The organism is Metabacillus sp. Hm71, from assembly GCF_051842955.2.
In the GTDB taxonomy this organism is placed as follows: Bacteria; Bacillota; Bacilli; order Bacillales; family Bacillaceae; genus Metabacillus.
In genome coordinates this window covers 1,333,718-1,359,670 of record NZ_CM200278.1, presented here as the reverse complement: position 1 = coordinate 1,359,670, position 25,953 = coordinate 1,333,718, and the positions used below count along the sequence as shown (strand labels likewise).

Below are 25,953 nucleotides of genomic sequence, written 5' to 3'. Positions count from 1 at the left end.
CCTAATCCTTTATGATTTCCTGGTGCCACATATCATTAATCTTTTTTATCTCTAATAACTCACATTTTGGTTCACGATTATAGGTTAATAGTCCGTTAATTTCTTGTTCAACATCTGTCAATTGTGTATAGCAATAACCGTGGAGGGCTTTAGAACTGTAGACTGCTTCCATTACACGTTTGTAATCACTGAGAAATTCTTCAGCATTGCTTGCAGACGTATATCCCCAGCCTGCATCTTCCCCTATTTTAAAGCCGATTCCACCGAACTCTGTTAAGATGATCGGTTCGCCTTGGTGGTCAAAACCATTTGCATAAATTTTACGTTTAGCTGGCTGTGATTTAAGAATACTTTCCTTCGTTGCGATGGACTCTATAAATGCCTCGTATTTTGCCGCTTCATCTTTGTTGCCATGATTATAATTATGAACAGCACAAATATCAGATTTTGTAATTTCCCAGCCATCGTTCGAGATGACAAGACGTGTCGTATCCAACGAGTGAATCAAATGATACATGGCAAGAGAATGATGCTGTTCCTGCTTATTCGCACGAACTCTCGGGATTCCCCAGCTTTCATTTAAAGGGACCCATGCGACAATTGACGGGTGATTATAATCTCTTTCAATGATTTCCATCCATTCTCTTGTTAATCTAGCAACCGCATCTTCACTATAAGAGGCAGAAGCTGCGCATTCTCCCCATACTAGGTAACCTAATTGGTCTGCCCAGTATAAAAATCTCGGATCCTCCACTTTTTGGTGCTTCCTGCACCCATTGAATCCCATTTCCTTTGCAAGCTCGATATCCTTTTTCAAATCTTCATCTGATGGTGCAGTTAATAACCCTTCCGGCCAATATCCTTGGTCAAGAACAAGCTTCTGGTAATAAGGTTTATTATTTAAATAGATCATTCCATTTTCAGAATGGATTTTCCGCATCCCAAAATACGAATCGATTTCATCCAAAACCTGATGATCATCTCTCAACAATAATTTCACATCAAATAGATTTGGATTTTCCGGCGTCCAATTCCAGCCATCGTGATGAAAACCGGTTCTAAAGATTTGTCGATTATATAGATGAATCGCTCGTTTTGTATAGCTTTCATGAACGTCTATAATGTCTCGTGCAATGACTTCAGTTTTAAATCGTATTTCTATTTCCGCTCTTTTCCCTTGGTAATCACCTGTCACTTCAAAATCAATTTTTATCTCTCCATTATCTACATCAGGAGTAAATCTTACTTTCGAAAGGTGTGCAGGACTTACCGGTTCCATCCAAACCGTTTGCCAAATTCCTGTAGTACGCGTATACCAAATAGAATCTGATTTTTCAATCCAATATTGCTTACCTCTAGGGATTGTTTCATCTGTAGAAGGATCTTCCACTCGAACGACAACGGTTTCTGTCCCGCCGGTCAAGTAATTTGTAATATCAAAGGAAAAGGAAACATGGCCGCCTTCATGAAATCCGACAAGCTGTTCATTTACATAGACCCACGCGCGATAGTCAACTGCACCAAAATGTAAAATCGTCCGTTTTCCTTCCCAGCCTTTTGGGACCTCAAATGTGCGACGATACCAAACAACATCATGAAAGGATGAATCTTCAATACTACTAAGCTTTGTTTGATAAGCAAACGGCACATTGATGCTTTCGTTAAATTCTTGGGTTTTTTTAAACCATTTCTCTTCTAAACCAATATTTTGATCATCAAATGCGAAATCCCATATGCCATTTAAATTCACCCACTCTTTCCGTACGAGCTGGGGTCGTGGATATTCTTGACGATAGATCATATTATTCTCTCCTTACACACCAATTATTTAATTCCTGAATTTGTTACACTCTTAACAAAGTATTTATTTGCATACAAAAATACGATAATTGCCGGGATCGTTGCTATGACAGTAGAAGCCATCATTTTCGCAGGATTGACAAAGTTAGCTCCTTGTATTAAACTCGCAATCCCTGTCGTAATTGTCCTCATTTCATTTGAATTCACGACCAATGACGGCCATAGATAATCATTGTAAATATTCATAAAGGTAATAACGCCAAGTGTCATGACTACCGGCTTTATCGCCGGAAAAATGACTTTCGCTAAAATGTCCCACTGTGAGGCACCATCTATATATGCTGCTTCCTCCAATTCTTTCGGAAAGGAAAGCAAAAAGTTATAAATAAGAAACACCCCAAGTGTACTTGCAGTATACGGGAAAATAAGTGGTACGAAGGTATCTAATAAATTTACACTTTTGAACAGATAAAAAGCCGGAAAAAGTGTGACAATCCCTGGAATGGTTAGCGCACCTACTACTAAAAGTAAAATAACCTTTTTCCCCGGAACATTAAGCCTCGCCAACGCATAGGCAGCTAATATATCAACAATGACGACCAGAACTGTCCCAATTAAGGTGATGATCCCCGTGTTAAACAACCATAAGATGATTGGGGCTTGAGAAGCATCTGTAAAAATTCCCGTATAATTTATCAACGTCCATTCCTTTGGAAACAAGGAAGTACTTGACATAGACTCTCCTAATGTTTTAAAAGAGGTAAAAACCATCCAAACAAGCGGAAGTAAAAATATTACCGACAGAATAACAGCAATGATGACGATTGGAATCGATTTCTTATTGCTCATGTTCATTTTTAAGTCACTTCCTTTAATTCCTTCTTTTTGTAAGTCATCCAATACTGAGCTCCAGTTACCAGCATCATAACGAGCCCCATTAGTATGGCCATTGCTGATCCCACACCTAGCTGGTTCAAATTAAAAACAGTTTGCTGAGTATTCATAATAAGTGTGGTTGTTGATTGTTCAGGACCTCCAGCTGTAATCAGTTGCGTTTGTCCATACAAATTAAATGAAGCGATGACAGTTGTGACTAAAATAAAAATGGTCACATTACGAATTTCTGGAAGAGTAATATATCTGAATTTTGCAAATGGTCCAGCACCATCTAATCCAGCCGCTTCGTATAAACTTCCATCCACCTCATCCAAGGCATTCACAAATAACAGCATATTAAAGCCAATCGTCCACCATACGGTTGCTATTAGAATTGTTATCCATGCATACGGCTGATCTCCCAGCCAATTTATTTGACTACCAAAAAGATTGTTAACATATCCGCCATTTCCATTAAATAGCCATAAAAAGATCGCAGAAACGGCTGTGACGGATACAGAATAAGAAAGAAAATAAATCGTTCTAAAAACTGGCTTTAACTTATCAGGCAAATGATCGATCACCAGAGCCAGACCGAGACTGATCAGAATTAGTGGCGGTACACTAATGACGACAAATAGTAATGTGTTGACTAACCCCTTCATAAAAAGTTCATTATAGATCGTGCCTGAAGTAAGAATATTGACGTAATTTTTTAACCCTACAAACCCGTTATTGCCATTTGAGATGTTCCAATCATGCAGGCTAATCCATACTCCGTAAAGTAGAGGCACCAGCCAAAACATAACAAAAAACAAGATGAATGGAGATATCATCAACATAGCCCAATTTCTTGAAGATTTTTTGTTAAACATTTGTTACCTCCATGCTTTTGAATTTTATAAAAAGTCTTCTTCACTTACTTTTTAGGTTCTGCGTTGCCTATTTGTTTTGCTAAATCTGTAGCCTTATTTAGTTCATCCATTAATTGCTCTTTCGTGAAGTTTTTGTTGGAAACTAATTTAGTAAAAACAGTTGTGTTCATATAACGCATTTGTTCTCCAAACAAATACACTTGTGGAGCTGGTACGAATGTATCGAATTGTTGAGTGTTTGCATAGGCAACTTCATACTTTTCTTTATGTTCTTCCATTAATTTGATCGTCGGTAGATGGAGCGGTGCTTGTCCTCCTTCAGCCCAATGAATTAAATGCTCTGGAGTGTACAAATATTCTAAAAAGGCTGAGATGCCCTCCAAAACTTCCGGGTCTTCCACTTTCGAAGATAAAGCGATCGTATGTGAATTACCGTATACCGCTTGTTTTTCTCCTAGCTTAGGAACGGATGTAACTCCCAGCCTATCTCCATACTGTTCCTTAGCAGCACCATAAAACCAAGGTCCTGTTAAGGCAATGGCTGTTTGGGCAGTACCGCCTCCTCCTTTAGCCTGCTTCATAAACGATTGAAATTCGCCATCTAAGCCAAGACCAGGTGGAGAAATCTTGTCTTTCCAAATCATGTCGTGAAAGGTCATTAATGCATCTGCAAACTCAGGTTGACTAAAATTCAAATAATTATCTTTTTTTAAGTCAATCCCGTTTTGAGCTGCGATCGTTAACATGTAAAACTCTACTAAACCGCTTGATGGAACTCCTAAAGCGTATACATTTTTGTTTTTTGCCTGTAATACAGTATTTAATTTGATTAAGTCTTCATATGTTGACACTTCTTGAGAAACAAAATCTTTGTTATATAACATAGTTAAAGGGTGAATATCCAGAGGGGCAGCAAATAATTTGCCATCAAGCTTCATTATTTTTAGTCCAGCTGGGTGAAAATCTGTTTCCTTAATCCCCGCTTTTTCCAGCACTGGAGATATATCCTGAATTAAGCCGTCTTTCTTATATGTGTCCAGATTATTTCCATGAATGACTACCAGATCATAATTGCCGGATTTAAACTTTGTGTAATGGTCTTTTTCCTGAAGTTCAACAATATGGTATTTATCTTGCGATTGATTAAATCCATCCGTAATTTTCTTCATGTAGGCACCATCGCCGCCTGTAAAGCCATTTATAAAGGCTATTTCTACTTTTCCCTTTTCTGTATTGGCAAAGTTTTCTTCATAATACGAGCGATAGAGAAAATACCCGCCAAAGAATAACATGAGCGATGTAACCACTAAAAACATTTTTCTTTTCGTCACATTAAACCCTCCCTCGTACGTATTATTACATGTTTTATTGTAATTAATCAATAGTTTTTGTAATAATATTTTACATAATAAAAAGCGTTCCATAACATGGAACGCTTTTTATTATGTTGAAGAATATTTAATTTTCATTATAAGGCCCTGTTCATAGTTACCAAATTGCGACCCAAATAAATTCATTCCGCCATTATTTACCGAGTCTTTCTTTACTCCAAGTTTTAATGAAATAAACGGCTTTTCCAAAAGCTCCAAATCTTTAATGGTTGTGTTAGATATTTTTAAGCCATCAATAAAACTTCCTTCATGATTTACTTTCCATTTTTTTAATAAGCCATACTGTGTATTATGTGTTTCCCACCAACTCGGAGTTAAAAATCCCCTTTCCCCTCCGAAATCACCTGGAGAGGTCCAGTAACCAAGCTCTTTATCATTTATCCAGCACGTAATATCTGAAGGCCAATCCACCTTGTGATAAGGAGCTTCCGAACATATTTCCGCTGAAAAACTAAGTTCTTCTATATTTACTCCATAGGGTATCCTGTTTGGAAAATGGTATTCCACGAATCCTGAGCGAAACCAAATTAATTGTGCCTTTTTTCTTTCCGGCTCGTAAAAAGAACGCGGATCGTCCAGGATATGGATGATTTCTTGATCGCCAAGCAGACCGCAAGATGGTTCAACATCACAATTAACATATTCGCCAATTGGCATTTCAAACGTTAAGGAATCTTCGTTCACCTGCTTTGGCTCTTCTAAATTTATGATAATTCTGTCATATAGTTTGGTGTTAATCTTTTGGCTTCCGCGTCCAGGGATCATTTCAGTACCAATTAGTCCCGCTTCCTCCAATTTTTTCACATTCACAGCAGCCGTACTAAATGGAATCCCAAGTCGATCTGATAAATCATTTACATTCTTTGGTCCATCAGCCAAAATTTTAATGATTTCCATTCTTTGTTCATGACCAAGTGTTTTACATATTTCAATCGCTTCATGTAAAGTTAATTGTAATGTTCTCACTATAACCTCCACTTTATTACAATTTTTATTGTTATAAAAATTATCTTAAATATGATTAGGTGATGTCAAGGGTTGGAATAAAAAATAAGTTTGTCATTATAAGTAGTCATTAATAGGTCTTGTCTCTAGCATTAGATGAACCCCGAAGATGACTTCTTTCTAGCATTTTAATGACGTTTTTAGAGATAAGTAACATCATTGTACACAAATATAACCTTTCCCCTTGATATTCATAAGTTTTTCTTTCCTTTCAGCTAGTATTGGGATATTATCATAGCTAAAATAAACCAATTTTCATTAAGAGAGGTCTCTGTAAGGACTACAAATACGAGTTGGTAAAAACCGATGATCTTTTGCCTATTAAACTCATCCTTCATACCTCAGATAAACAAAACTTTATCCCAAGATATTGGCATGAGAATCTAGAAATTTCTTATGTTCTAGCTGGAAAGATCGATCAAATTTTGTAAGCGTTCAAAAAACTTTAAGGAGGTTATCCATTTGTTTGAAGGAATGAAAAAACATGCAAAAACAGATATGTTAAGTACTTTAGTTGCCGGTACAACACTTTCTTTTAAGCCAGAAACAAATGCAAATGAGCTGAAAACACAGCCATCATCCTACAGAACTGTAACAGAAATTGAAGATTGGGGAGCAGTTATTACGAAAGTAATTGTTGATTTAGGAAAACCAGTACCAAATGATTCTGTTTCAAAAGACACTTTTGAGGTGCATGTATCAAGGAGTGATAGCCGTTTAGCTAATCCGTTTTTAGAAGAAGGGTCTCGTAAGGTCACAAATGCCTTTGTAGCTGATGAAAATGGAACCCCAGCTGTTAAAACTGGAAAATACGTTATGTTAGAGATGCAAATTGCCCCTGACATTTCCTTAGGTTCTGCAATTAACTATGACGTTGAAGGATCAGGATATAATGACTGGAATGAAAATAAATATACCATTACTCAACAAAAGGAAATAGAAACTCCTGCAGGGACCATTTCAGAACTAGTCGTGGATACGTTTAATGGTGGGGTAAGAGAACTAGTGGATGACTTCTCAACAGGAAAGGCTACATATGATGATGTCACGTTAACTTACGCTGATTATACTCCAGTAAAAGATAATGGGAAAAGTCCATTAATCATTTGGTTACACGGAGCAGGTGAAGGTGGAACAGACCCTACGATCGCTATTTCGGGAAACAAAGCAGCAAACTTTGCATCAGAGGAAATACAATCTTATTTTGATGGAGCGTATGTGCTTGCCCCGCAAACGCCAACCTTCTGGATGGATGGTTTCACTGGCTTTGGTGACGGTACTTCAAAATATCAGGATGCTTTACTATCCTTAATCAAGGATTATGTTGCAAATAATAAGGATATTGATCAAAATAGAATTTACATTGGAGGAGATTCCAACGGTGGATATATGACCATGCTGATGATCAGAGATTATCCTGAATACTTTGCAGCAGCTTTTCCAACCTGTGAAGCACTTAAAGACACCCTCATCACAGATGAAGACATTGAGAACATGAAAAACCTGCCAATCTGGTTTATTCATGCCAAAACAGATAACGTTGTCCCTGCTGATCAATTTGTTGTTCCAACCTACAATCGCTTAATCGAAGCAGGAGCAAAAGATGTTCACCTTTCCTTATTTGATAATGTAGTAGATACTTCAGGATTATACCAAAATGCTGATGGCACAACATACGAATATCATGGACATTGGTCATGGATTTATGTGTATAATAATGAAGTTGTGAAAACCATTGATGGAAAGAAGATATCACTAATGGAATGGTTAGCTAATCAATCGTTAAATAAGTGATTATATCCCCTTTGTATTTTTCTTCTTAGAGATTCATTTGAAATGTAATTAAGAATACAGATTGTTTTTTCTATTCGTCCCATTTCACGTAAGGCAATGGTTACGTTCATTGTACAGAACTATAGAATATTTCCCTTCTTGAACGAGAGCGATTGTTGTATAATGTAATCGCTCTCTACATATTGAAAAATTGGGCAGGATTATTGAAAAAGGGGAAGTAAGATGAAAACCGTTGTTAAGGCAAATATTGAAGATTTGGACAAAATAGTGAATATAGACAGTGGGGTTATTGGCAACACAAGCAGACGAGACTATATTGAGAATGCCATTAAGCTAGGACACTGTATAATTGCTAAAGAAGAAGAATACATTGTGGGATTTCTAATTTACGATACGAACTTCTTTGAATGTTCTTTTATATCACTAATTATTGTGTCACCGTCCAAAAGACGAAAAGGATTTGCAAGCTTACTGATGGATTATATGATTCGCACTTCTCCTACTACGAAGGTATTTTCTTCTACTAATCGTTCTAACATTAAAATGCAGAAAGTATTTAATACAAATGGATTTATTCAGAGTGGTATAGTTGAAAATTTAGATGAAGGAGATCCTGAAATCATATACTTTAAATCAAAGTAGTAGTTATTCAAGATTAAGGGGCAAAAGAGGAAGATAATTATTAATGTCTTTTATGATTATTTTGAATTCGAGTCTTCCACATAAGGGCGCTGCTATTGAATAAACCCTTATGTCAATTTGTTATTAACAGCAGTAATTTTTTGTGAAAGAAATTGAAATGAAAAGCCTTAAATGCATTATTGTAAAGAGGTGTATTGAATGAAAATAAATGTTAGGTTGGCAACGAAAAGCGATGCAGAAGCTCTATCTGTTCTAAATCAAGAATTTAACGGCGGTGTCAGAAGAACTGTGACTGAAATTATAGATAGTCTTAATCAAAACAGCGAATTGGTTGCGGTAGCTTTTATAAATGACGAAGCTGTAGGGTTTGCATGCGCACAAAGTTTTTCATCGTTTTGTTATCATGAGCTTCAGGGAGAAATAACAGAAATGTATGTCAGAAAATCAGCCAGAAGACAGGGCTTAGCCACTTCTATGATCACTTTATTGGAAGAAAAACTTTGTGATCGTGGAGTGAAAGAAATAAAAGTATTAACAGGCAAAACAAACGCTGGCGCAATTAAAACTTATGAGCTTTCCAACTATGAAATAAAAAATGAACTTATGCTTTATAAAGAACTATGATTTAAATCATTCAGATAATCCTTTTTAGTCAGATTACTAATAGGTGACTTCAGTTTAGTATCTCACATTCAATAAATATGAGCTCTTTAAATATATTAGTTTATTCCGTAATCGGACGCTTTAATGGAGCAATGAAAAAGCCTCATTTCTCATAATGAACTGTATCCGGAATAATGGACACTTATAAAAAGGTCCATTATTCCGGATACAGTTCATTAACAAGGAGCTAAAGCTTTTATTTTCCATATGAGGAGGAACTTTAACTCACTCCCTTTTTTTAAAAATTAGGATTTTAAAAGAATGGGGACATTCTTTGCCAAGTGGATGGTTATTTTCTACAAGGATTTCTTTATTATTAAAAGGAATACAAGTAAGATTATCAAGTTTCAAATAATCCGTTCAAATCTATTATTTGTCCTAGGATAATAACAGTAATTTAAATTTAGAAAGTAACGGAGATGGTCTAATAATGACATGGACGTTTGTAGTTATGTTAATTTTTGCAGCTCTTGCTAAAATAGTATTGACGTGTCTTCCAACAGGTGTTGTTGAATGGCTCATTAGCAAATTCGAATTACATCCAACACTTCATGAGGATTCTGTTAATTCATTATTGAGGTGTTTTTGCATAGCATCTGTCTCATTTGAAAAGCTAGCTACAAAGCCGGTTCCCGAATATCTTGGCTCGGAATATCACATTCCGAACCCTTTTGATTTCATGTGATACTCCCATTTACTAGATTATCGTTTAGATACTATTAATTCGCACTCTCCAACCACTTCAAAGTCACCCATACCTACTGGAACAATTAAATGCTTCCCTTTTATTAATGAATAAATGTCTCCATTATGAATCAGGGAGCCCTTTCCTTCTATGACACTCATAAGCAAATATTGATCATCGATAGAAAAATGAGCACTTCCTTTTACGTCCCATTTATAAACTGAGAAGAACTCGGAATGTACAAATCTGGTGATTGAGGAAAAACAGCATCTGTCGGGTTTCCAAAGAGTTCTGGTTGTTCATTCCATAGCTTATCCAATGTTTGACCAGCAAAAGGTCCATTTACAATAACAGATGGCCCATTCGGATTGGCGGAAATAGCCCAGCATAAACAATACAAGCTCTGCTATTACCTTTTCTGGTCTACTAAAGGGGGGGATCATCTCAATGAATATTAATAGATTTAGTTCGGATAATTTTAAATTTACAAAATATAAATCTCGTGATTTTTGATGGCTTGCTTTTAAGCAATTTTTTACTAAGTAGCAAGTCATAAACGACCAAATAATTAAATACATTGATGTTAGATTAAAAATGACTATTGTTGGATGAACTTTTTATAAACATAACATTTACCTTACTAAATATAGGTAAATAATTAATTTTTATAAAGGACTAGGTGATAGCGATGAGAATCTACATTGCAGACATTGGTGAAACGTTGCAAACAATCACAAAAAAATTCAACCTCTCTATGGAAAATCTACTATCATTAAATCCAAGCATCTCTCACCCCGACCATGAAGTAGCTGGTAAAAAAATTTGTTTGCCCTCTGATTCTCATAGTTCAACTCTTTTTTCAGATATGCCGAATTGCGTTAATCCTTTTCTATATCCGTTTGAATATTATTTGGATCAGTGGATTCCTTTGATATCAATTGAAGAGATGGCTAGCAAAGAATATGACGTAATTATTGTAGGTACAGGATTCGGTGGTGGAGCAGTGCTTTGGAGGCTATGTGAAAAATGGAGAAACACTGGTAAGCGTATTGCTGTCATCGAAGCAGGTGATTTGGTCTTACCAACTAACATGAATAATATTCCAACATTAAACGGTGATCGCAGTATGCGTTTTTTTACAAATCCTAAACGTTGGAGAACCATTTCTAGAGCAAATTCAATTAGTTTAGACCAACAAGATCTTCTAAATTCGTCGCCCTACTATTTCAATGAATTCTTTGGACTAGGCGGAAGAAGTATTTATTGGGGCGCGGTTACCCCTCGAATGCACCCAATTGATTTAGCGCAATGGCCTGTCTCTTTGAAAGAGATGAACCGTTATTACACGATTTCTGAGCAAATTATGAATGCTTCTACTGAATACGTAAAAAACTCTTCATTTTCAGAAATCCTCCTTAACCGTCTGCTTAATAATGGATTTCCAGAAACATCCTTATTACCTATTGCAGCTGACACACAACCATCACAATATGGAAATGTTCGTTCTAATGTATTTTTTAGTTCTATGGAGTTTTTTGCTTGGGCCTTAAGTTTGTCGAGCTTTGATCTTGCTGTAAGAGCACGTGTGGCGAAAGTGCTTACCGATAAAGGAAAGACTGTAGGAGTTGAAGTCATGGCCCACGATAAAAAGAAGCACCACATAAAAGGGAGGAATGTTGTCTTATCCGCAAGTACATTTGAAACTCCGCGAATATTACTTCACTCTGGTATTCACGGCAGAGCGATTGGGCATTATTTTACAACACATTCTCGTGTGGAAGGAGTCGTCACCTTTCAAACAGCAGACTTCCCAGAAATACTAGGGACTGCGGGGGTGTTAATTCCTCGAACAGCAGAAAAAGAGTATCAAATTCAAATCGGTTATAATGCATATTTATATGAATTAATTCCTAGAGCCATGCAAGAGGATGTCTGGTTCGGTGCTTCCGGTGTTATTGAATCACGATATGAGAATTACGTATCACTGAATCCAGACAAAGTAGATGATTATGGAATTCCTGAACTTGAAATTCAATTCTCTTATAGTACGAAGGACAAAGAAGTAATTCAGCAGATGATTGAAGGAATAAAAAGCGCATCAGTTGCTGCGCAAGGCTCGTTAAAATCACTTTGTTTAGGTGACCCAGGCCTTGTCTATCATGATATGGGTACTTGCCGGATGGGAACTGACCCTGCTACTTCTGCAACTAATCCAGATGGCCAAATTCATGGTATCCAAGGACTTTATGTAGCCGACAATAGTGTGATACCGACAAGCGGAGCAGCAAACAATACATTAACAACTGTTGCTTTAGCGATCAGGACTGCAGATAAACTGATGAAACACTTTTAATAAAAGGGAACAGAAATATACCTATTTTGGATTTTCAGAGAACTCTTAATACCTACTACCTAAAATGAACGTTTTAGGGAAGATCCTTATTTATCAAGGGTTCCAACTTAGCTTTAAAACAACAAATGTTGTATAGTGGTTTAATAAAACATTTGTTGTTTTAAACGTTATCGCCCCTCAACCTGCACCAGATCTAATTATGAATACATCATACTCATTTTCAGCCATTTGCTCCAAAGGTGTAAGCGGAATCTAATGTGCAAAAACTTTTAAAGGGTAAAGGCAGGATACATTCGGAAATATATGTCTGTCTAGTGGGTGTTCTTTCCAGGGAAGGGACAAAAACTTTACTGCCTATTCATAATGGGATTTAATCTGTGGAGATACCTCCCCATTTTACCCAATTTAGAAACTTCGTTAACCCTTTGCTAGGATCTTCAATTGGAAAATACTCCAAGGCTACATATCCATTAAAACCAGTTTCCTCAATCGCTTTTAAGATGTTTATATAATAGAGCTCACCGGTATATGGCTCGTGTCTTCCTGGAACTCCAGCTACATGAAAATGTCCGATTTTTTCAATATTTTCAGTAATTGTAGAAATAATATTACCTTCCATAATTTGCATATGATAAATATCGTAAAGCACCTTAACATAAGGGCTTCCCACTTCTTCAACAATTTGAAACCCTTCCTTGGCACTATCTAAATAGTAACCCTTATGATCGACAATGGTATTGAGCGGTTCAATCACCAACGTAATACCTGACTCCTTTAAGAAAGGAACACATGCCCTCAGGCCTTCTACAATACTGCGGTGCTGTTCCTCACGAGAGATTGCCGGAATCTCTTGACCAACCTGAGAAACAATGGTGCTGCAACCGAGCATCTTAGCAACATCAATTGTTTGTCTGACACCCTGCACATATTCCTGTCTTTTGGCAGGATCAGTCAAACTGATGAATTTGGTGACAATGCTGGAAAGCTGAAGATGAAAAGCGTCTTTTGCTACCTTAATTGCTGACAGGTCTTTATCCCACCAACTCCAAAATTCAAAGGCATTAAAGCCTAATTGTTTAACCTCTCTCATACTCTGGATAAAATCCTTGCCCGCATAAACGGCTCCAATTACAACAGAAAATTTCATTGTTATCCCCTTTTCATTTCAGTAAAGTATCCTTCTAAAAATAAATTAATGGTTACTTGAGGTATTTGTTAAAATCATCCAAAATATGAACGGACCGTGATATAAAACGCTGTCCGTTCAATACATGGAATCTTTCTATTTTTTATCCTGTCCCCTGTATAGGCCCGGGAGGAGGCTCTAGTATAGGCCCAGGAGGAGGTTCCTGTATAGGTCCAGGAGGAGGCTCTAGTATAGGCCCAGGAGATGTCTCTGGAGTAATTTCAGCAGGAGTTTCCTGAATTGTTTCAGCAGGAATCTCAGGTGTAACTCCTGTAGGGATACCCGTTGTTGCTCCTGTAGGTGTCCCTGGCGTAGATCCTGCATGTGTAATTTGTTGTTCACTGATCGGCATACTTTTAAAATCTTTACCGATATTAAGTGATGCAGATGCATTCATTGAATTAATATTTATATTAATAATAGTAATATTTATATTATAGGGGGGATTACTGATTGTACATTGTTTCGAAGGGGGGAGCAGCTTTATTTTAAAATCCTGGAAGTTATGATAAGTCTCCAAATTAATTCCCCCCTTAAAAAATAATTATTTGCAACGTTTTTAAAAATCTTAAAAGTAAAATTTCCAGTATGGATTAGATTGCAAATGTAATGCTACCCAACATAGTAAAGCTTTTTCTATAATTTATGATTGTTGAATGAAAAAGGTAATAACTTATGTCATTTTGTAAAGGGACCTTTAATTCTTTATTGTCATATTATCACTTCTGTTATGCTTGTCCATGGGTTGACTCCTTTATAATTAAGGATTTGAACAAGATTGCCAAACTTAATTATAAGGAGTTTTTTTGTGTTCTAACAGATATTTTTCAAAAACTATTGACAAAGAGGTAATTCATTTAGTGCAAAGCCAGTGTCATATTATAATAATAATGTTACGGAATTGTTCACTAATTCCCTTATTATTTCTCAATAGAGGGTAAACAATGAGTGGAATGACTATTGGCGGGGGAATAATGATATTGGATCTATTTATATCATGCGGTGCTGATTTTTGAAAATGTATTATGCAAAATAACGTCCATATACTGCTCGTCCATAAGGTGAATGTAATAATAATTTTACAGTTCTTTTGTTTTTTTCATAAAGATATTATTTAATGGAAACTTCTGTCTTTTGCATCTATCCGGAGTTTAATACCTAAAATAAAACGGATAACGCTGTTCCAGTTCCTCATTAAATTGATAGAACTTTGAATTTACTAATATCAATTATGTGAAAACTGCCTGTCGCTTTTTAAATCATTAAATAGTATTAGCATTATTATTCCCAGGATTGTTATAGGCATTACCGTTACCGGTGTTAAACGAACCTGCTCCACCTTTTTGGTTTGTATAACTTACTGTAGGTTGATTAGTCATTGGGAAATTAATAAAATTATTTCCCGTATTTACTGAAGAAGATTGATTCATGTTTGTGATTGTTATATTTTGAATATTGAAAATCATAAAAAAAGACAACTCCCCGTTTAAATAACCTTTTCCTTATTTTATCAACAGCATACTACTATATATATGTCACTTTAAGCAAAACGAGAATTGTAATTATAAAATATGCTTTGAACCCTAAAACTGTTATAACTTTTTAAGGCTAAAAGGCTTCCAATCATAGATTGAAAGCCTTTATTTCATTGCATTTTTACGGATGTAAGAAAATTCCCTTTAACTCAGCCAAGTTTGCAGATAAATCTTTTTTAGCCGCTAGTGATACATGTTCTCCCATAGATTCATTATTGAGGTGCTTTTGAATATTTTCTATATGGATGACCGCCTGCTTCAGGTGACCTTTTTCAAACTGCTCCTTCACTTCCTTAAAGCTATTGGTTATTTTAGTAAGCAGGGGTTCAGTTAATTGTCCTGTATCAGTGTACTTAGTCATTAAGTCTTGAATTTTTTGTATCTGTCTCTTTTCTAAATAGGTAGGCAAGTCAGGTAGTTCATCCCGTGTTAAAACATACTCATGGTTATATACCTTTTTTAAATGCTCGGGAGAATTATGTTCTTTTAAAACGCTTCCATTCCAAGTGTTAAACCAACTATAATTTGCATGATAAAGCGGCAGAAGGTCAGGATCCGGGATTGGGCCATTTTCAGCCATCGCAACAATTTTTTTGTTGCTTGATAGCTTAACCAGAGCTTCATACTGGCTGCTCATAGGGCCGTAGTTATGTGCTCCTGGATATGAATCAAAGCTAACAATATCAACATAATCATCACCTGGATACCACTCTTCGTCAATCGAATTCCATACCCAAATTAAATTATTTAATCCATGAACATTTGTCATGCGATCATACATTAATCTCCACAATTCCTTAGCAGGTTCTGGTCCCTTCGCTCCCCACCAAAACCAGCCGCCTTCCGCTTCATGAAGCGGTCTCCATAATACAGGTACACCTGCATCTTGAAGCTTTTTTAATTCTGCTGATATGACATCAATATCACGCAAAAGCAATTGATAATCATCTGAATCTGGATTGTTTAATGCATACTCAACATCAAAAGTCGTTGCTCTAGTATAAAAACCACTCCACCACTCATTACCCGGCTCATCAATTAAATCTTTAGGAGCGTTCCAGTGCCAAGTAAAAGTAACAATACCGCCCTTCTTCCACCAATCAATTGCTACAGGTGTTTCATCAGCTGAAGCACCTCGTTCTACTCTTGAAGGACTATTGTCAATAAAATCGAGTCCTAATATCGCAGGGTATTTTCCAGTCGTCTGATAAATATAATTCAAATCACCAGGACGGGTGCTTGGATAATCTTGCTGCCCAGATAGAATCTTTTCACCAAACTGATCGACCAAATAGCTTAATAAAGCCTTTGTCTCTTTTGTCGCATTAGGATTGATCAATGTCTTCTCCACCTCATGCTTCACTGGTTCAAGTACAGGTTTCATTTTTATATAATCAATCGCAAACCATGTCCAATTCGGTGTAATTTGAATCGTATTTTTTCCAGCATTTAAAAGAACTTTCCCTCCTGAAACTTCCCCAAATCCATTCCCCATTGTAAAAGAACCTTGATTGTTACCATTAAGAACAATATTAGCCACTTTACCGCTTCCATAGATTGAACCGTAACCAACAGTCAAGCTATATAATGTCGTTTCAGGTACCTCAACCGTAAATGTCACAGTGTCTGTCTCATTAGAAAAGCTAGCTACATAGCCAGACCCCGAATAACCCGGCTCAGAATTTTCGACCGTTACACCATTAAGTGAGGCATCCTCTGCTTCTAGTTTCACTTCTCCTGCAGCTTTTGCAGGCATTCCTGTTATCGGAAGGACAGTTACGATTAACGCGAAAATAATAGATAAAATAAACATTTTTTTTCTTAAAGGTTTTAAGAGATACATAGTTTCCATCAGTCATTATTCCTCCTATCCTGTATTTCATATAGGTACAAAATAAATTTCATTATGATCTTAATAAATAGAATGATAATGAATAGGGTCCGTACCTGGACCCTATTTATTCAAAAGACAAAATAGTTTACTTGTTTAAAAGTATGAAGCATTTCCCTTGATTTAGGTTATTCTACTCGCTCCACAACTCCACTGTATCCTTCACAATTTTAGTGAATTCTTTTTCAACTTCTTCCACTCCCGCTTTCTCTAAGTCCTTCATAAATTGATCCCATACTCCATCAAAATCTTCCGGATCTGCTAGAATCGCTTCTGGAATTCGCTTAAATGTAATATCTAACATTTTTTTGTTCGTTACTTCAAGTTTCGAGCCTGCAGGGATGGCAAGATTATAGGCAGCACCCCATGGTTTCACTGGAAATTCATCAGCAGAAGGGTATAAATCTTTCCATAATTCCGCATCATAATTTTTTAACACTTCTTTTTCTACATCTGTTAGTCCTTCGATCGCCAGCTCACGCGTATTTACTGTATATGTTTGGCCAGTTGAATCTAACGCACCATCACCATACCGCGGCGCAAAGCGTTGGAAGTTATAACCAATCCCTGTTTTCTTTAAATAGTCTTTATCGTTTCGGCGTTTTTCCCATTCTTCTTCTGGAATGACACGTTTGCCGTCTACAATCTCATAATGTTCTCCTTCAATTCCCCAGTTCAACATAATTTGTGTCTCTTCTGAAACTAAATAATCAAGAAACTTTATCGCACGAACAGGATCTTCACAATCAACTGTAATTCCGATCCCCCAGCCTACTTGGAAACCTGGGCTTTGATAAGCATGGTGCTTATATTCTTCACTTAAAGTGATCGGATAAAAGCCATACATTCTCTCGAATTTCCCTGCATCGCGCAAAGCATTTTGCGCTTCATAGATCATCCAGTCCGGTGCAATCGTAGCTAATGCACGTCCTGTAGACAATTTCGCGATCCATTGATCATGCTTTTGGATAAACGATTCAGGATCAAGCAGTCCTTCTGCATTCATCTTGTTATACCAACGAAAAACTTCTTTCTCTTCTGGACGACGATAATGCAATGTCGCTTCAAATGTTTCTGGGTCAATAAAATATTCTCCATCATCAGAACCGCCAGTCATCATAAATCCGCTATTTAAAGTAGAGGATTGAAAACGCCAGCCATCTGTCTGAAGAGTTAGAGGGATCGTTGGCTGTCCTTCTATTTCAGGATGGCGTTTATAGTATTCTCTTAAAGCGCTTTCTAAATCTTCTAGTGTTTTCATTTCCGGATATCCTAATTCCTTCACCACATCATGCTGAATCAGTGCAGCATAGCCAGGTGTCATTGCTTCGTGATCCACTGCTGTATTAGGCAGCACATAAATAGAAGGATCTTCCTTACTCCATTTCAAGCGATTGATTTCATTACCAAGCATTTTTTTAATGTTTGGTGCATGTTCTTCAATTAGCGGAGCAAGGTCGATTAAAGCTCCCGCTTCCACAAGTTGGCTGGCACCCTTTGATGTAATCAAATCTGGATATTCTCCGCTAGCAACCATTAGAGGAATTTTTGTTTGTCCGCCTTCCAAATCAAATTCCGGATCAAGTGTTACACCAGTATCCTCTTTTATTTTCTGACCTACTGGACTCTCCATATTCTCCCAGTCGCGATTCGCATCCGAATCAAAAACGGTAAATGTGATTGGTTCACTTTCATCTGAGGTGCTTTCACTATCAGATGATGTATTTTCATTTGAACATGCTGCTAGTAATAAGATCGCAGCGAAAAAAATCAAACGAAAAAACCTTTTCATTGACTTCATTTCCATGTTCCTCCCCTTTTCTATGTCATGTATTGTATAAACAGGATTGACCTGTATTTACTGTTTTACCGCTCCCAAGGTCATCCCCTGGATAAAATATCTTTGCACAAAAGGATAAACCATTATAATTGGCAGCACCGTAACCATGGTAATCGCCATTTTAATCGACTCAGGTGACACCATATTTGATTGCTGCTCGGCATTTGGCCGCATTTGATTGGCGTCCATATTTCCACCCATTGAGGTATTTTCTAAAATTTTCATGAGCTCATACTGTAAAGTAGTTAAACTTTCATTCATACTGTTATATAAATAAGTATCAAACCAGCTATTCCATTGGCCTACTGCAATAAATAATGCGATGGTTGCTAAAACCGGTTTGCAAAGCGGAAGAATAATTCGATAGAAAATCGTAAAGTCATTTGCCCCATCCATTTTTGCAGATTCTTGAGGAGAGAATGGGAGACCATCCATAAATGAACGAATGATAATAATATTGAACGCACTTACTAAACCAGGTAGAATGTAAACCCAAAACGAGTTCATCATGCCTAAATCTCTAATTAACATATAGCCCGGAATTAGCCCTCCAGAAAAATACATCGTTAATACAATAAAGGTTGAAACAAACTTTCTTCCTTGAAAATCAGCACGGCTCAGTGTATAAGCTACCATCGCTTGTACAAACACACCCAACACAGTACCAATCACTGTTCGAAGCACGGAATTTATGAAACCAGTTACTAAATGATCGTACTTGGTTATTTCCAGGTAATTACTAAAGGTAAACTCTCGGGGCCATATATAAATTCCTCCCCTCACCGTATCGGTTGATTCATTCAATGAAATAGCCAATACATTTAAAAAGGGGTATAGAGTCACAACCATAACAACTGTTAAAAAAGTATAATTAAGAGCGTCAAATATTCGATCATTCTTTGTTTTCAAGGCTCTATTTGCAGCCATGTCACTTCCTCCTTACATAACACTTTGGTTAGAAAAGCGCTTGAAGATCCCATTTGCAAGGAACAATAAGATAATACTAACGACAGAATTAAAGATTCCTATTGCTGTTCCATAAGAAAATTGACCTAATCCAATCCCATAGTTAAGCGCATACAAATCCAATACTTCGGAATAATCAACAACTAGGGAATTACCAAGCAGCATCTGTTTTTCAAAGCCAATACTCACTAAGTGACCTATATTTAAAATGAGAACAACTAAAATAGTTGGACGAATCCCAGGTAATGTAACATGCCAAATCCTTCTTAATCTTCCTGCTCCATCTACCTTTGCTGCTTCGTAAAGCTGAGGATCAAGACCCGCAATGGCTGCTAAGAAAATGATGGCATTCCAACCCATTTCCTTCCACAAATCTGAAGCAACAACAATTCCCCAAAACCACTTTCCTTCCGCCATAAATTGGAAAGGTTCATCAATAATACCAATCCTTAGCAGCAAATCATTCACAATACCGCCGTCTATTGATAACATTTTTGTCACAATGCCTGCTACAACAACCCATGAAACAAAATGTGGTAAATAGGTGATCGTTTGAACAGTCCGCTTAAATACTGAATGGCGAACCTCATTAAGCAATATGGCAAATAGTATTGGAACCGTAAAGCCAACGATTAAACTGAGTAAACTCATCGCAAGTGTGTTTCGAAGAACAAGGTAAAAACGTTCATCCGTAAATAAAGTAATAAAATGCTCAAATCCTACCCACTCTTGTTCAAAAAATGACCTGGCGGGTCGATAATTTTGAAATGCCATTGTCCATCCCCATAAAGGTAAATAATTAAAAACAAAAACCAATATGACAAACGGAAGCGACATCATATACAGGATTTTTTGGCTGGAAAACACCTTCCAAAAACTGCGCTTTTTTTCTTTTTTCAACGCATAGTTTCCCTTTGTAAACGGTTTACTTTTTGCGGTTTCCATTAATCTTCCTCCTTTTCTGTAACTTAATTTTAAGCTAAATATTAACTTAAGGATACCTTAATAATTTTCTTAAAATTCATACAAAAATGCGACAAAGCTATACATGAATAAAAAGAGGCTTCTATCAAATCGGGATCTCTTTCCCATAAAGATAGAAGCCATCCATTATTAGGCAGCGAATTACTTGGATTTATACTATTAAAAATAATATAGATTGCTAGATAGAATGAAAATTATTCCATTAACTTCTCTTTTCGATAAGCAGATGGAGACATCCCTACATAGTTTCTAAATTTAAAATGAAAGTAATTAACATTGGAAAAGCCTGTTCGTTTCGAAACTTCATAAACTTTATAACCTTGTAATAATAACTTCTTGGCATTTTCAATCCTCACTTTATCCAAATAAGTATTGAAATGTTCTCCTGTATAGGACTTAAATAATTTTCCCAAATAGGTTCGATTATAGTGAAGGAGTTCTGACAACGTTTCAAGCTTGATGTTTTTATCATAATTCTTTTCAATTAGATGAATCATTTTTTTTACAAGAACCCCTGTTTTATCGACATCCATCTTCTCAAGAATTTCTGCTATTAATCCATTTACATAAGTTAAGAGCTGCTTTATTTTTCGTTGATTTTCAATCTCATATACCATAAATAAAACGTTTGATAGTTCTCCCCGAATTTCATGATATTGATACATAAGCTTGTGTATTAGTGAAGAAACAATGTGAATAAAATGTTTCTTACTATCATTTTCTGTGTATCCCGCTTCAATCATTCGCCAGCCTATTCTCATGCAAATTCTCTCAATGGCATCCCTGTCTCCTATCTCCATCGCAAATAGTAATGTTTCAACGCCATAAGTTAAATTTAGCTCATTACGTTCCTCTTTTAGATCATTTCTTCCATCCAATAATACAGGCTTCGAGTGCTCAGACAAAATGGCACCATCATCAAAGAAAAATTGCTTTGCAATAAGCATATTAGTTGCTTGAAAGGCTGTGGGTAATTCTTGAATATCCTCAAACACAGTTGATATTGCAGCAGTAAAAGGAAGCTGACAATCGTTCATCAGAACTTTTAACACACGATAGATATCATCATGGTGCTTGCTAAATTCAAGCTCCGCATTTAACAAAATGCCGTAGTAATTTTTGATGCTAAAGACAATTCCAATGTTATTATTTTCAAAAAATCCTTTTAAATTCTTTTTTAGCATCATTGAATCAGCATTGCATTGGTCCCCTGCTTTCACTAATAAAAGCCGGTAGGTTGTCCATTGTACATAAAATTTGGAACCCTTTATCTCTTCTGGCTGTTCTCCGTTTAAAACGGCTTGAATAAAGCGTTCCTTATTTTCCTGATCAATTTTCATTTCCAGTTTTCGATATTCTAATTCCTTTTCCATCATTGGTTTTAACTCTAGCAAATAATGAATCATTTCATTCTCATCAAGAGGTTTTAATAAATAACCTTTTACGTTATATTTCATTGCCTTCTTGGCGCATTCAAATTCAGCATGTTCACTTAAGATCAAAAAGTATACATTAGTATTCATTTCAGCGATTTTTTCGATTAATTCAATTCCTGATAAACCAGGTATCCTGATATCCACAATCATTAAGTTGGGGGATGCAATGTGAAATTTTTCTATTGCTTCATTCCCGTTTGCAGCGGTATCTGTTACCTGAAACCCATACTTTTCCCATGGCACTAAATTGACTAAACCTTGACGGGTAGTCGGTTCATCATCCACAATCATTACGTTAAACATCTACTTCCTCCTCAATAGGTATTAAGAAAGCTTTATCCGTACCCATGCATTCCTCGCTATGTATGGTAAGGCCGGTAGCTTTGCGGTATGAAAGCAAAAGTCTCTGATGAACATTTCGTAACCATACGTGGTCTCCTTCTCTTTCTTAAAAAAGAAGAAAAAGGAAAGAAAATAATCGTTTCATAGGTTTCTTTCCTTTTATCCTGCATCCTTGTTATTTCAAAACCTATTCATCTTGAACAAGCATAGCGGCACCAATTACACCTGCTTTGCCTCCTAATGCAGCAGGAACAATTTTAATAGAAGAAGCTAAATCAGGATATACATATTCTTTTACCTTTTCCTGAAGCGGCTTTAGAATGAATTGCTTTGAATTCATCACACCGCCACCCATTACAAAAATGTCAGGATTAACCGTATGGGCTATATTAGCTACCCCCATTGCTAAATAATCAACAACTTCCGTTATGATGCTGTGCGCCCTGGCATCACCTTGAGCAGCAAGCTCAAATACTTGCTTTGCACCTCCAGTCATACCATATCGTTCGATTGCTGCTCTTGCAATCGAAGTACCGCTAGCCATCCCTTCAAGGGAGCCTTTATTTAAATGTTGATGCTGATACCCGTTAGGCTGTACAATCATATTCCCTATTTCTCCAGCATATCCTTTTGCCCCATTGTATAACTGCTTGTTAATAACGAACGCCCCGCCAATCCCAGTACTTACAGTCATATAGAATACACTCTCATAATCTGCACCACTACCAACGATCGCTTCAGCTAATCCAGCAACATTTGCATCATTATTCAAACATACATCTACCCCAGTATGTTCTTTTACGACCTTGACAAGGTTTACATTTTTCCAACCAGGCAAATTTGGCGGACTCAAAATAACCCCTGTTTGATAATCTAACGGCCCAGGGGCACCAATACCGATTCCGCAAATCCTGTTACCATTTGTAACTTCTTTAATCATATTTAACATCTTATCAATCGTATAATGATGCCCCTTTTCAGCTTCTGTAGGAGCCTGACAAATCTTTACAATCTCTCCTTGTTGATCAACAAGGGCAACCCTTAGGTTTGTTCCACCTAAATCAATTCCGATCCGTAAACTCATTTACAATCCCTCTTCCCAACAGGAGTTTGGGCGATATCAAACACACTTCGTATTTTCAGCTGTTCCTTAAACGCTTCCAGAGTTAATCCTTCACTTACGCTTTCTTTATTTACCACAACTGTTTTTTGATTTCCGGCAGACAAATCGAAGTAATTTTCACTAAATTTACAATCAGCTATCGTCAAGTCAAGCTCAATGTATTTTGCTAATGCAGCTGATGATAAGGTAATTTCAAACGTCTCATTTGTCTCCGCTACCTCTAGCGAAAAGTCTGGATTTAAGAATTTAAAATGCTTTGGTTTTGTAAATAAAAGAGTTGTGACTGTTTTTTCTTCACCGTTCACATATAATGTACATTCAAGATACGTTGTTCTCATCGTTTCCTGAGTTAAATATTCTGCAAAAGAAAGTCTCTCACATTGTTTTGCTGTTAAACTGTCTACTTCAGATTGTATCGATCCTTCTTGAAGAACTTCTGATGTATGTTTGCGCAGCTTCCATTCCACCCGGGCATTCACTTTTGTTAATGAATCATTTGTCACATGAATTTCTACATCTGTTCCATCTTCTCTTAGTGATAATAAGACTGGTGAATAAAATTTCTTTGCAAAATAATGCAGCGCTTTCCAACGACCGTAATAATCAATACTTGACCATGAAGCAACAGGCCAACAGTCATTTAATTGCCAATACAATGAACCCATGCAACGCCCGCGATTTCGTCTCCAATGCTCAACACCGTATTTAATTGCTTCTGCTTGCAATATTTGTGAAGCATAGAGTAAGGAATCAAAATCTTTCGGATATAAAAAGTTCTCGGAAAGATAAAATAATATCTTTCCGTTTGCAGCACCATTTTTCTGATGCTTTTCCATCACATAAGAGAAAATATTACGATCCTCTGGTTCTGTAAAAGAATGAATTGTTTTCATAGATGGAAATGATTGAAATCCGAATTCAGAGCAAAAACGAAAATGAAACTTCTGATATTCAGTAAATGGTTTTAACCCATGCCACACTTCCCAATAATGCATATCTCCTTCATTTGGATTTCGCGGTTCATTGAATCCCCCGCCAGAAGAAGGTGATGAAGACCAGTAAAAGGTCTGTGGATCTAGCACTTTTACAAGTTCAGGTATAATAAATTCAAATAGCTTAATATAGTCAGCTTTGTGCTTGTAATCATCGTCAGGCATATTCCCCCAATAAACCCACGCTTCTTCCACTTCATTATTTCCACACCAAATCCCAAGACTTGCATGATGACGAATTCTTTTCACATTATCAATGACTTCTTGCTCCACAGTTTCTCTAAACTCCTCGTTTAAATCATACATGCTGCAAGCAAACATAAAATCCTGCCAAACGATGATCCCTTTCCGATCACATAAATCAAAGAAATAATCCTCTGGATAAATACCGCCGCCCCAAACACGAATCATGTTAAAGTTTGCAGCTACGCAGTCATCAATCAATCTTTCTGTTCGTTCTGCTGAATTTCTCGCCAATAGGTTATCTTCAGGAATATAGTTTGCACCCATCGCAAAGATAGATAGACCATTTACTTCAAACTCAAATGATTTTCCCCATTGATCCGGCTCATGCTTTACATTTATAGTGCGCAGGCCAATTGTTAATGTTTTACGATCTAACAACAATGAATCATTTGAAACAAGGACTTCTACTTGATATAAAGGTTGTTCTCCATATCCATTGGGCCACCATAATTGCGGATCTGTAACTTCAAACGAAACAGTTTGCTGAGTTTTCATTTTTGTTACTTTACTTAAAATCTTTTCACCAGATGGACTAAAAAGATTAACTGCAAGCTGTAATGGTCCTTCGCATTCGTTTACATTTACTCGTACTTGTACACCAACATTATTTTCACGATGCTCCTGACTCACATACACATCGTCGATACGGGCAAGATCCCATGCTAAAATAGAAACATTCCTCCAAATTCCTAAATCAGGAATTTGCGGTCCCCAGTCCCATCCGAACATACTATGCCCTTTTCGCAAATGAGGATAACCTTCGATCGCATCACCTACTCCTGATAAGTTTGTTTCTTTCTGTTTTTCCGTAATAAAGTTAATTGGAGAAAATAAGGTGATCTTCAATTCGTTTGTTCCAGCTATTAAAAAAGGTTTCACATCAAATTCATACGTTCGATGCATGTTGTTTGTCTTTGCTAGTAGATTTCCATTTAAAATAATTTCAGAAAGCGTATCTAACCCCTCAAAACGAATAACAATATGTTCATGATTTATAAACTCCTCTGTCAACGAAAACTCACGAATATATTCATAATCCTTTGAAGCAATCTCAAATGCCTCGTCCTCATTGTCACGGTAAAACGGATCATTGATTTTTCCATGTCTTAATAAATCATTCATAACAGATCCAGGAACTGAAGTTTCAAGCCATTCGTTATTAGCAGTGCTTCTCATCAACCAATCACCATTTAAATTAATCTTCTTCATTCTCTTCTCCCCTATTTGTTATTTCTGTTAATTAATTTGTTATTATAGAAAAAGTAAATAGTTAGTTTATAATTAACTTTATTTAAGTAATAAAAAAAGTAGACCTAATATTACCAAAG

The 25,953-nt window shown here is 36.6% G+C and carries 21 protein-coding genes and 2 pseudogenes; 5 read left to right on the top strand and 18 right to left on the bottom strand.

The genetic code is table 11. The features are described 5' to 3' along the window. Position 1 precedes the first annotated feature (1 nt). The 5 genes from ACSVDH_RS06740 to ACSVDH_RS06720 all read right to left on the bottom strand — a co-directional run bounded on the left by ACSVDH_RS06740 (position 2) and on the right by ACSVDH_RS06720 (position 5,908). Positions 2-1,801, bottom strand: coding sequence for a glycoside hydrolase family 2 protein (locus ACSVDH_RS06740; RefSeq protein WP_439248966.1), 1,800 nt, complete (start codon positions 1,799-1,801; stop codon positions 2-4). Positions 1,802-1,824: 23 nt separating this feature from the next. Beyond that, entirely contained in the window at positions 1,825-2,700 is an 876-nt protein-coding gene (locus ACSVDH_RS06735) for a carbohydrate ABC transporter permease (protein WP_439248965.1), read from the bottom strand. After that, complete coding sequence (locus ACSVDH_RS06730; protein ID WP_439248964.1) at positions 2,658-3,551, bottom strand: carbohydrate ABC transporter permease; 894 nt, start codon at positions 3,549-3,551, stop codon at positions 2,658-2,660. Before ACSVDH_RS06730 ends, ACSVDH_RS06735 begins: the two co-directional genes overlap by 43 nt. A gap of 44 nt (positions 3,552-3,595) precedes the next feature. Continuing rightward, positions 3,596-4,882 carry an extracellular solute-binding protein gene (locus ACSVDH_RS06725; RefSeq protein WP_439248963.1) on the bottom strand — a complete coding sequence of 429 codons (1,287 nt, stop codon included), beginning with the start codon at positions 4,880-4,882 and terminating at the stop codon, positions 3,596-3,598. 111 nt (positions 4,883-4,993) lie between these two features. Beyond that, complete coding sequence (locus ACSVDH_RS06720; protein ID WP_439248962.1) at positions 4,994-5,908, bottom strand: ArsR/SmtB family transcription factor; 915 nt, start codon at positions 5,906-5,908, stop codon at positions 4,994-4,996. A gap of 513 nt (positions 5,909-6,421) precedes the next feature. Between ACSVDH_RS06720 and ACSVDH_RS06715 the strand changes: the two genes are divergently transcribed. Continuing rightward, positions 6,422-7,741, top strand: a complete 1,320-nt coding sequence (locus ACSVDH_RS06715) for a prolyl oligopeptidase family serine peptidase (RefSeq protein WP_439249155.1) — start codon at positions 6,422-6,424, stop codon at positions 7,739-7,741. On the opposite strand, the pseudogene ACSVDH_RS06710 reads toward ACSVDH_RS06715, so the two are convergent. Further along, positions 7,741-7,848: pseudogene (locus ACSVDH_RS06710) on the bottom strand (Tn3 family transposase); the annotation flags it as partial. The gene ACSVDH_RS06715 and the pseudogene ACSVDH_RS06710 overlap by 1 nt on opposite strands. Positions 7,849-7,963: 115 nt before the next feature. Between ACSVDH_RS06710 and ACSVDH_RS06705 the strand changes: the two are divergent. The 3 genes from ACSVDH_RS06705 (at position 7,964) to ACSVDH_RS06695 (ending at position 9,731) form a co-directional block, all read left to right on the top strand. After that, complete coding sequence (locus ACSVDH_RS06705; protein WP_439248961.1) at positions 7,964-8,383, top strand: GNAT family N-acetyltransferase; 420 nt, start codon at positions 7,964-7,966, stop codon at positions 8,381-8,383. Between the two features lie 198 nt (positions 8,384-8,581). Continuing rightward, positions 8,582-9,007, top strand: coding sequence for a GNAT family N-acetyltransferase (locus tag ACSVDH_RS06700; protein WP_439248960.1), 426 nt, complete (start codon positions 8,582-8,584; stop codon positions 9,005-9,007). A gap of 469 nt (positions 9,008-9,476) precedes the next feature. After that, on the top strand, positions 9,477-9,731 hold the full coding sequence (locus ACSVDH_RS06695) for a YfmQ family protein (RefSeq protein WP_439248959.1): 255 nt from the start codon (positions 9,477-9,479) through the stop codon (positions 9,729-9,731). 17 nt (positions 9,732-9,748) lie between these two features. Here the strand turns inward: ACSVDH_RS06695 and ACSVDH_RS06690 are convergent, their stop codons facing one another. Beyond that, on the bottom strand, positions 9,749-9,985 hold the full coding sequence (locus ACSVDH_RS06690) for a hypothetical protein (protein ID WP_439249154.1): 237 nt from the start codon (positions 9,983-9,985) through the stop codon (positions 9,749-9,751). Between the two features lie 2 nt (positions 9,986-9,987). Continuing rightward, positions 9,988-10,116, bottom strand: a pseudogene (locus tag ACSVDH_RS06685) (mannose-6-phosphate isomerase); the annotation flags it as partial. A 303-nt stretch (positions 10,117-10,419) separates the two neighbouring features. On the opposite strand from ACSVDH_RS06685, the gene ACSVDH_RS06680 reads away from it, so the two are divergent. After that, positions 10,420-12,084 (top strand): GMC oxidoreductase, encoded by a 1,665-nt coding sequence (locus tag ACSVDH_RS06680; RefSeq protein ID WP_439248958.1) that lies wholly within the window; start codon positions 10,420-10,422, stop codon positions 12,082-12,084. Positions 12,085-12,454: 370 nt separating this feature from the next. Here the strand turns inward: ACSVDH_RS06680 and ACSVDH_RS06675 are convergent, their stop codons facing one another. From ACSVDH_RS06675 to ACSVDH_RS06630, 10 genes are all read right to left on the bottom strand, one after another. Beyond that, entirely contained in the window at positions 12,455-13,231 is a 777-nt protein-coding gene (locus tag ACSVDH_RS06675; RefSeq protein ID WP_439248957.1) for a hydroxypyruvate isomerase family protein, read from the bottom strand. Between the two features lie 142 nt (positions 13,232-13,373). Further along, on the bottom strand, positions 13,374-13,790 hold the full coding sequence (locus ACSVDH_RS06670; protein WP_439248956.1) for a hypothetical protein: 417 nt from the start codon (positions 13,788-13,790) through the stop codon (positions 13,374-13,376). A gap of 742 nt (positions 13,791-14,532) precedes the next feature. Continuing rightward, positions 14,533-14,736, bottom strand: a complete 204-nt coding sequence (locus ACSVDH_RS06665) for a hypothetical protein (RefSeq protein WP_439248955.1) — start codon at positions 14,734-14,736, stop codon at positions 14,533-14,535. A gap of 190 nt (positions 14,737-14,926) precedes the next feature. Further along, entirely contained in the window at positions 14,927-16,657 is a 1,731-nt protein-coding gene (locus ACSVDH_RS06660) for a glycosyl hydrolase (protein WP_439248954.1), read from the bottom strand. A 172-nt stretch (positions 16,658-16,829) separates the two neighbouring features. Continuing rightward, positions 16,830-18,497: an ABC transporter substrate-binding protein gene (locus tag ACSVDH_RS06655; RefSeq protein ID WP_439248953.1), complete on the bottom strand. Its 1,668-nt coding sequence runs from the start codon at positions 18,495-18,497 to the stop codon at positions 16,830-16,832. A 57-nt stretch (positions 18,498-18,554) separates the two neighbouring features. Continuing rightward, on the bottom strand, positions 18,555-19,463 hold the full coding sequence (locus tag ACSVDH_RS06650) for a carbohydrate ABC transporter permease (RefSeq protein WP_439248952.1): 909 nt from the start codon (positions 19,461-19,463) through the stop codon (positions 18,555-18,557). Between the two features lie 12 nt (positions 19,464-19,475). Continuing rightward, positions 19,476-20,447, bottom strand: a complete 972-nt coding sequence (locus ACSVDH_RS06645; RefSeq protein WP_439248951.1) for an ABC transporter permease — start codon at positions 20,445-20,447, stop codon at positions 19,476-19,478. A 233-nt stretch (positions 20,448-20,680) separates the two neighbouring features. Further along, positions 20,681-22,225, bottom strand: a complete 1,545-nt coding sequence (locus ACSVDH_RS06640) for a response regulator (protein WP_439248950.1) — start codon at positions 22,223-22,225, stop codon at positions 20,681-20,683. 226 nt (positions 22,226-22,451) lie between these two features. Further along, a complete protein-coding gene (locus ACSVDH_RS06635) occupies positions 22,452-23,348 on the bottom strand; it encodes an ROK family protein (RefSeq protein ID WP_439248949.1) in 897 nt (298 codons plus the stop codon). After that, entirely contained in the window at positions 23,345-25,834 is a 2,490-nt protein-coding gene (locus ACSVDH_RS06630) for a beta-mannosidase (RefSeq protein ID WP_439248948.1), read from the bottom strand. The genes ACSVDH_RS06635 and ACSVDH_RS06630 overlap by 4 nt, the downstream gene beginning before the upstream one ends. Positions 25,835-25,953: the final 119 nt, after the last annotated feature.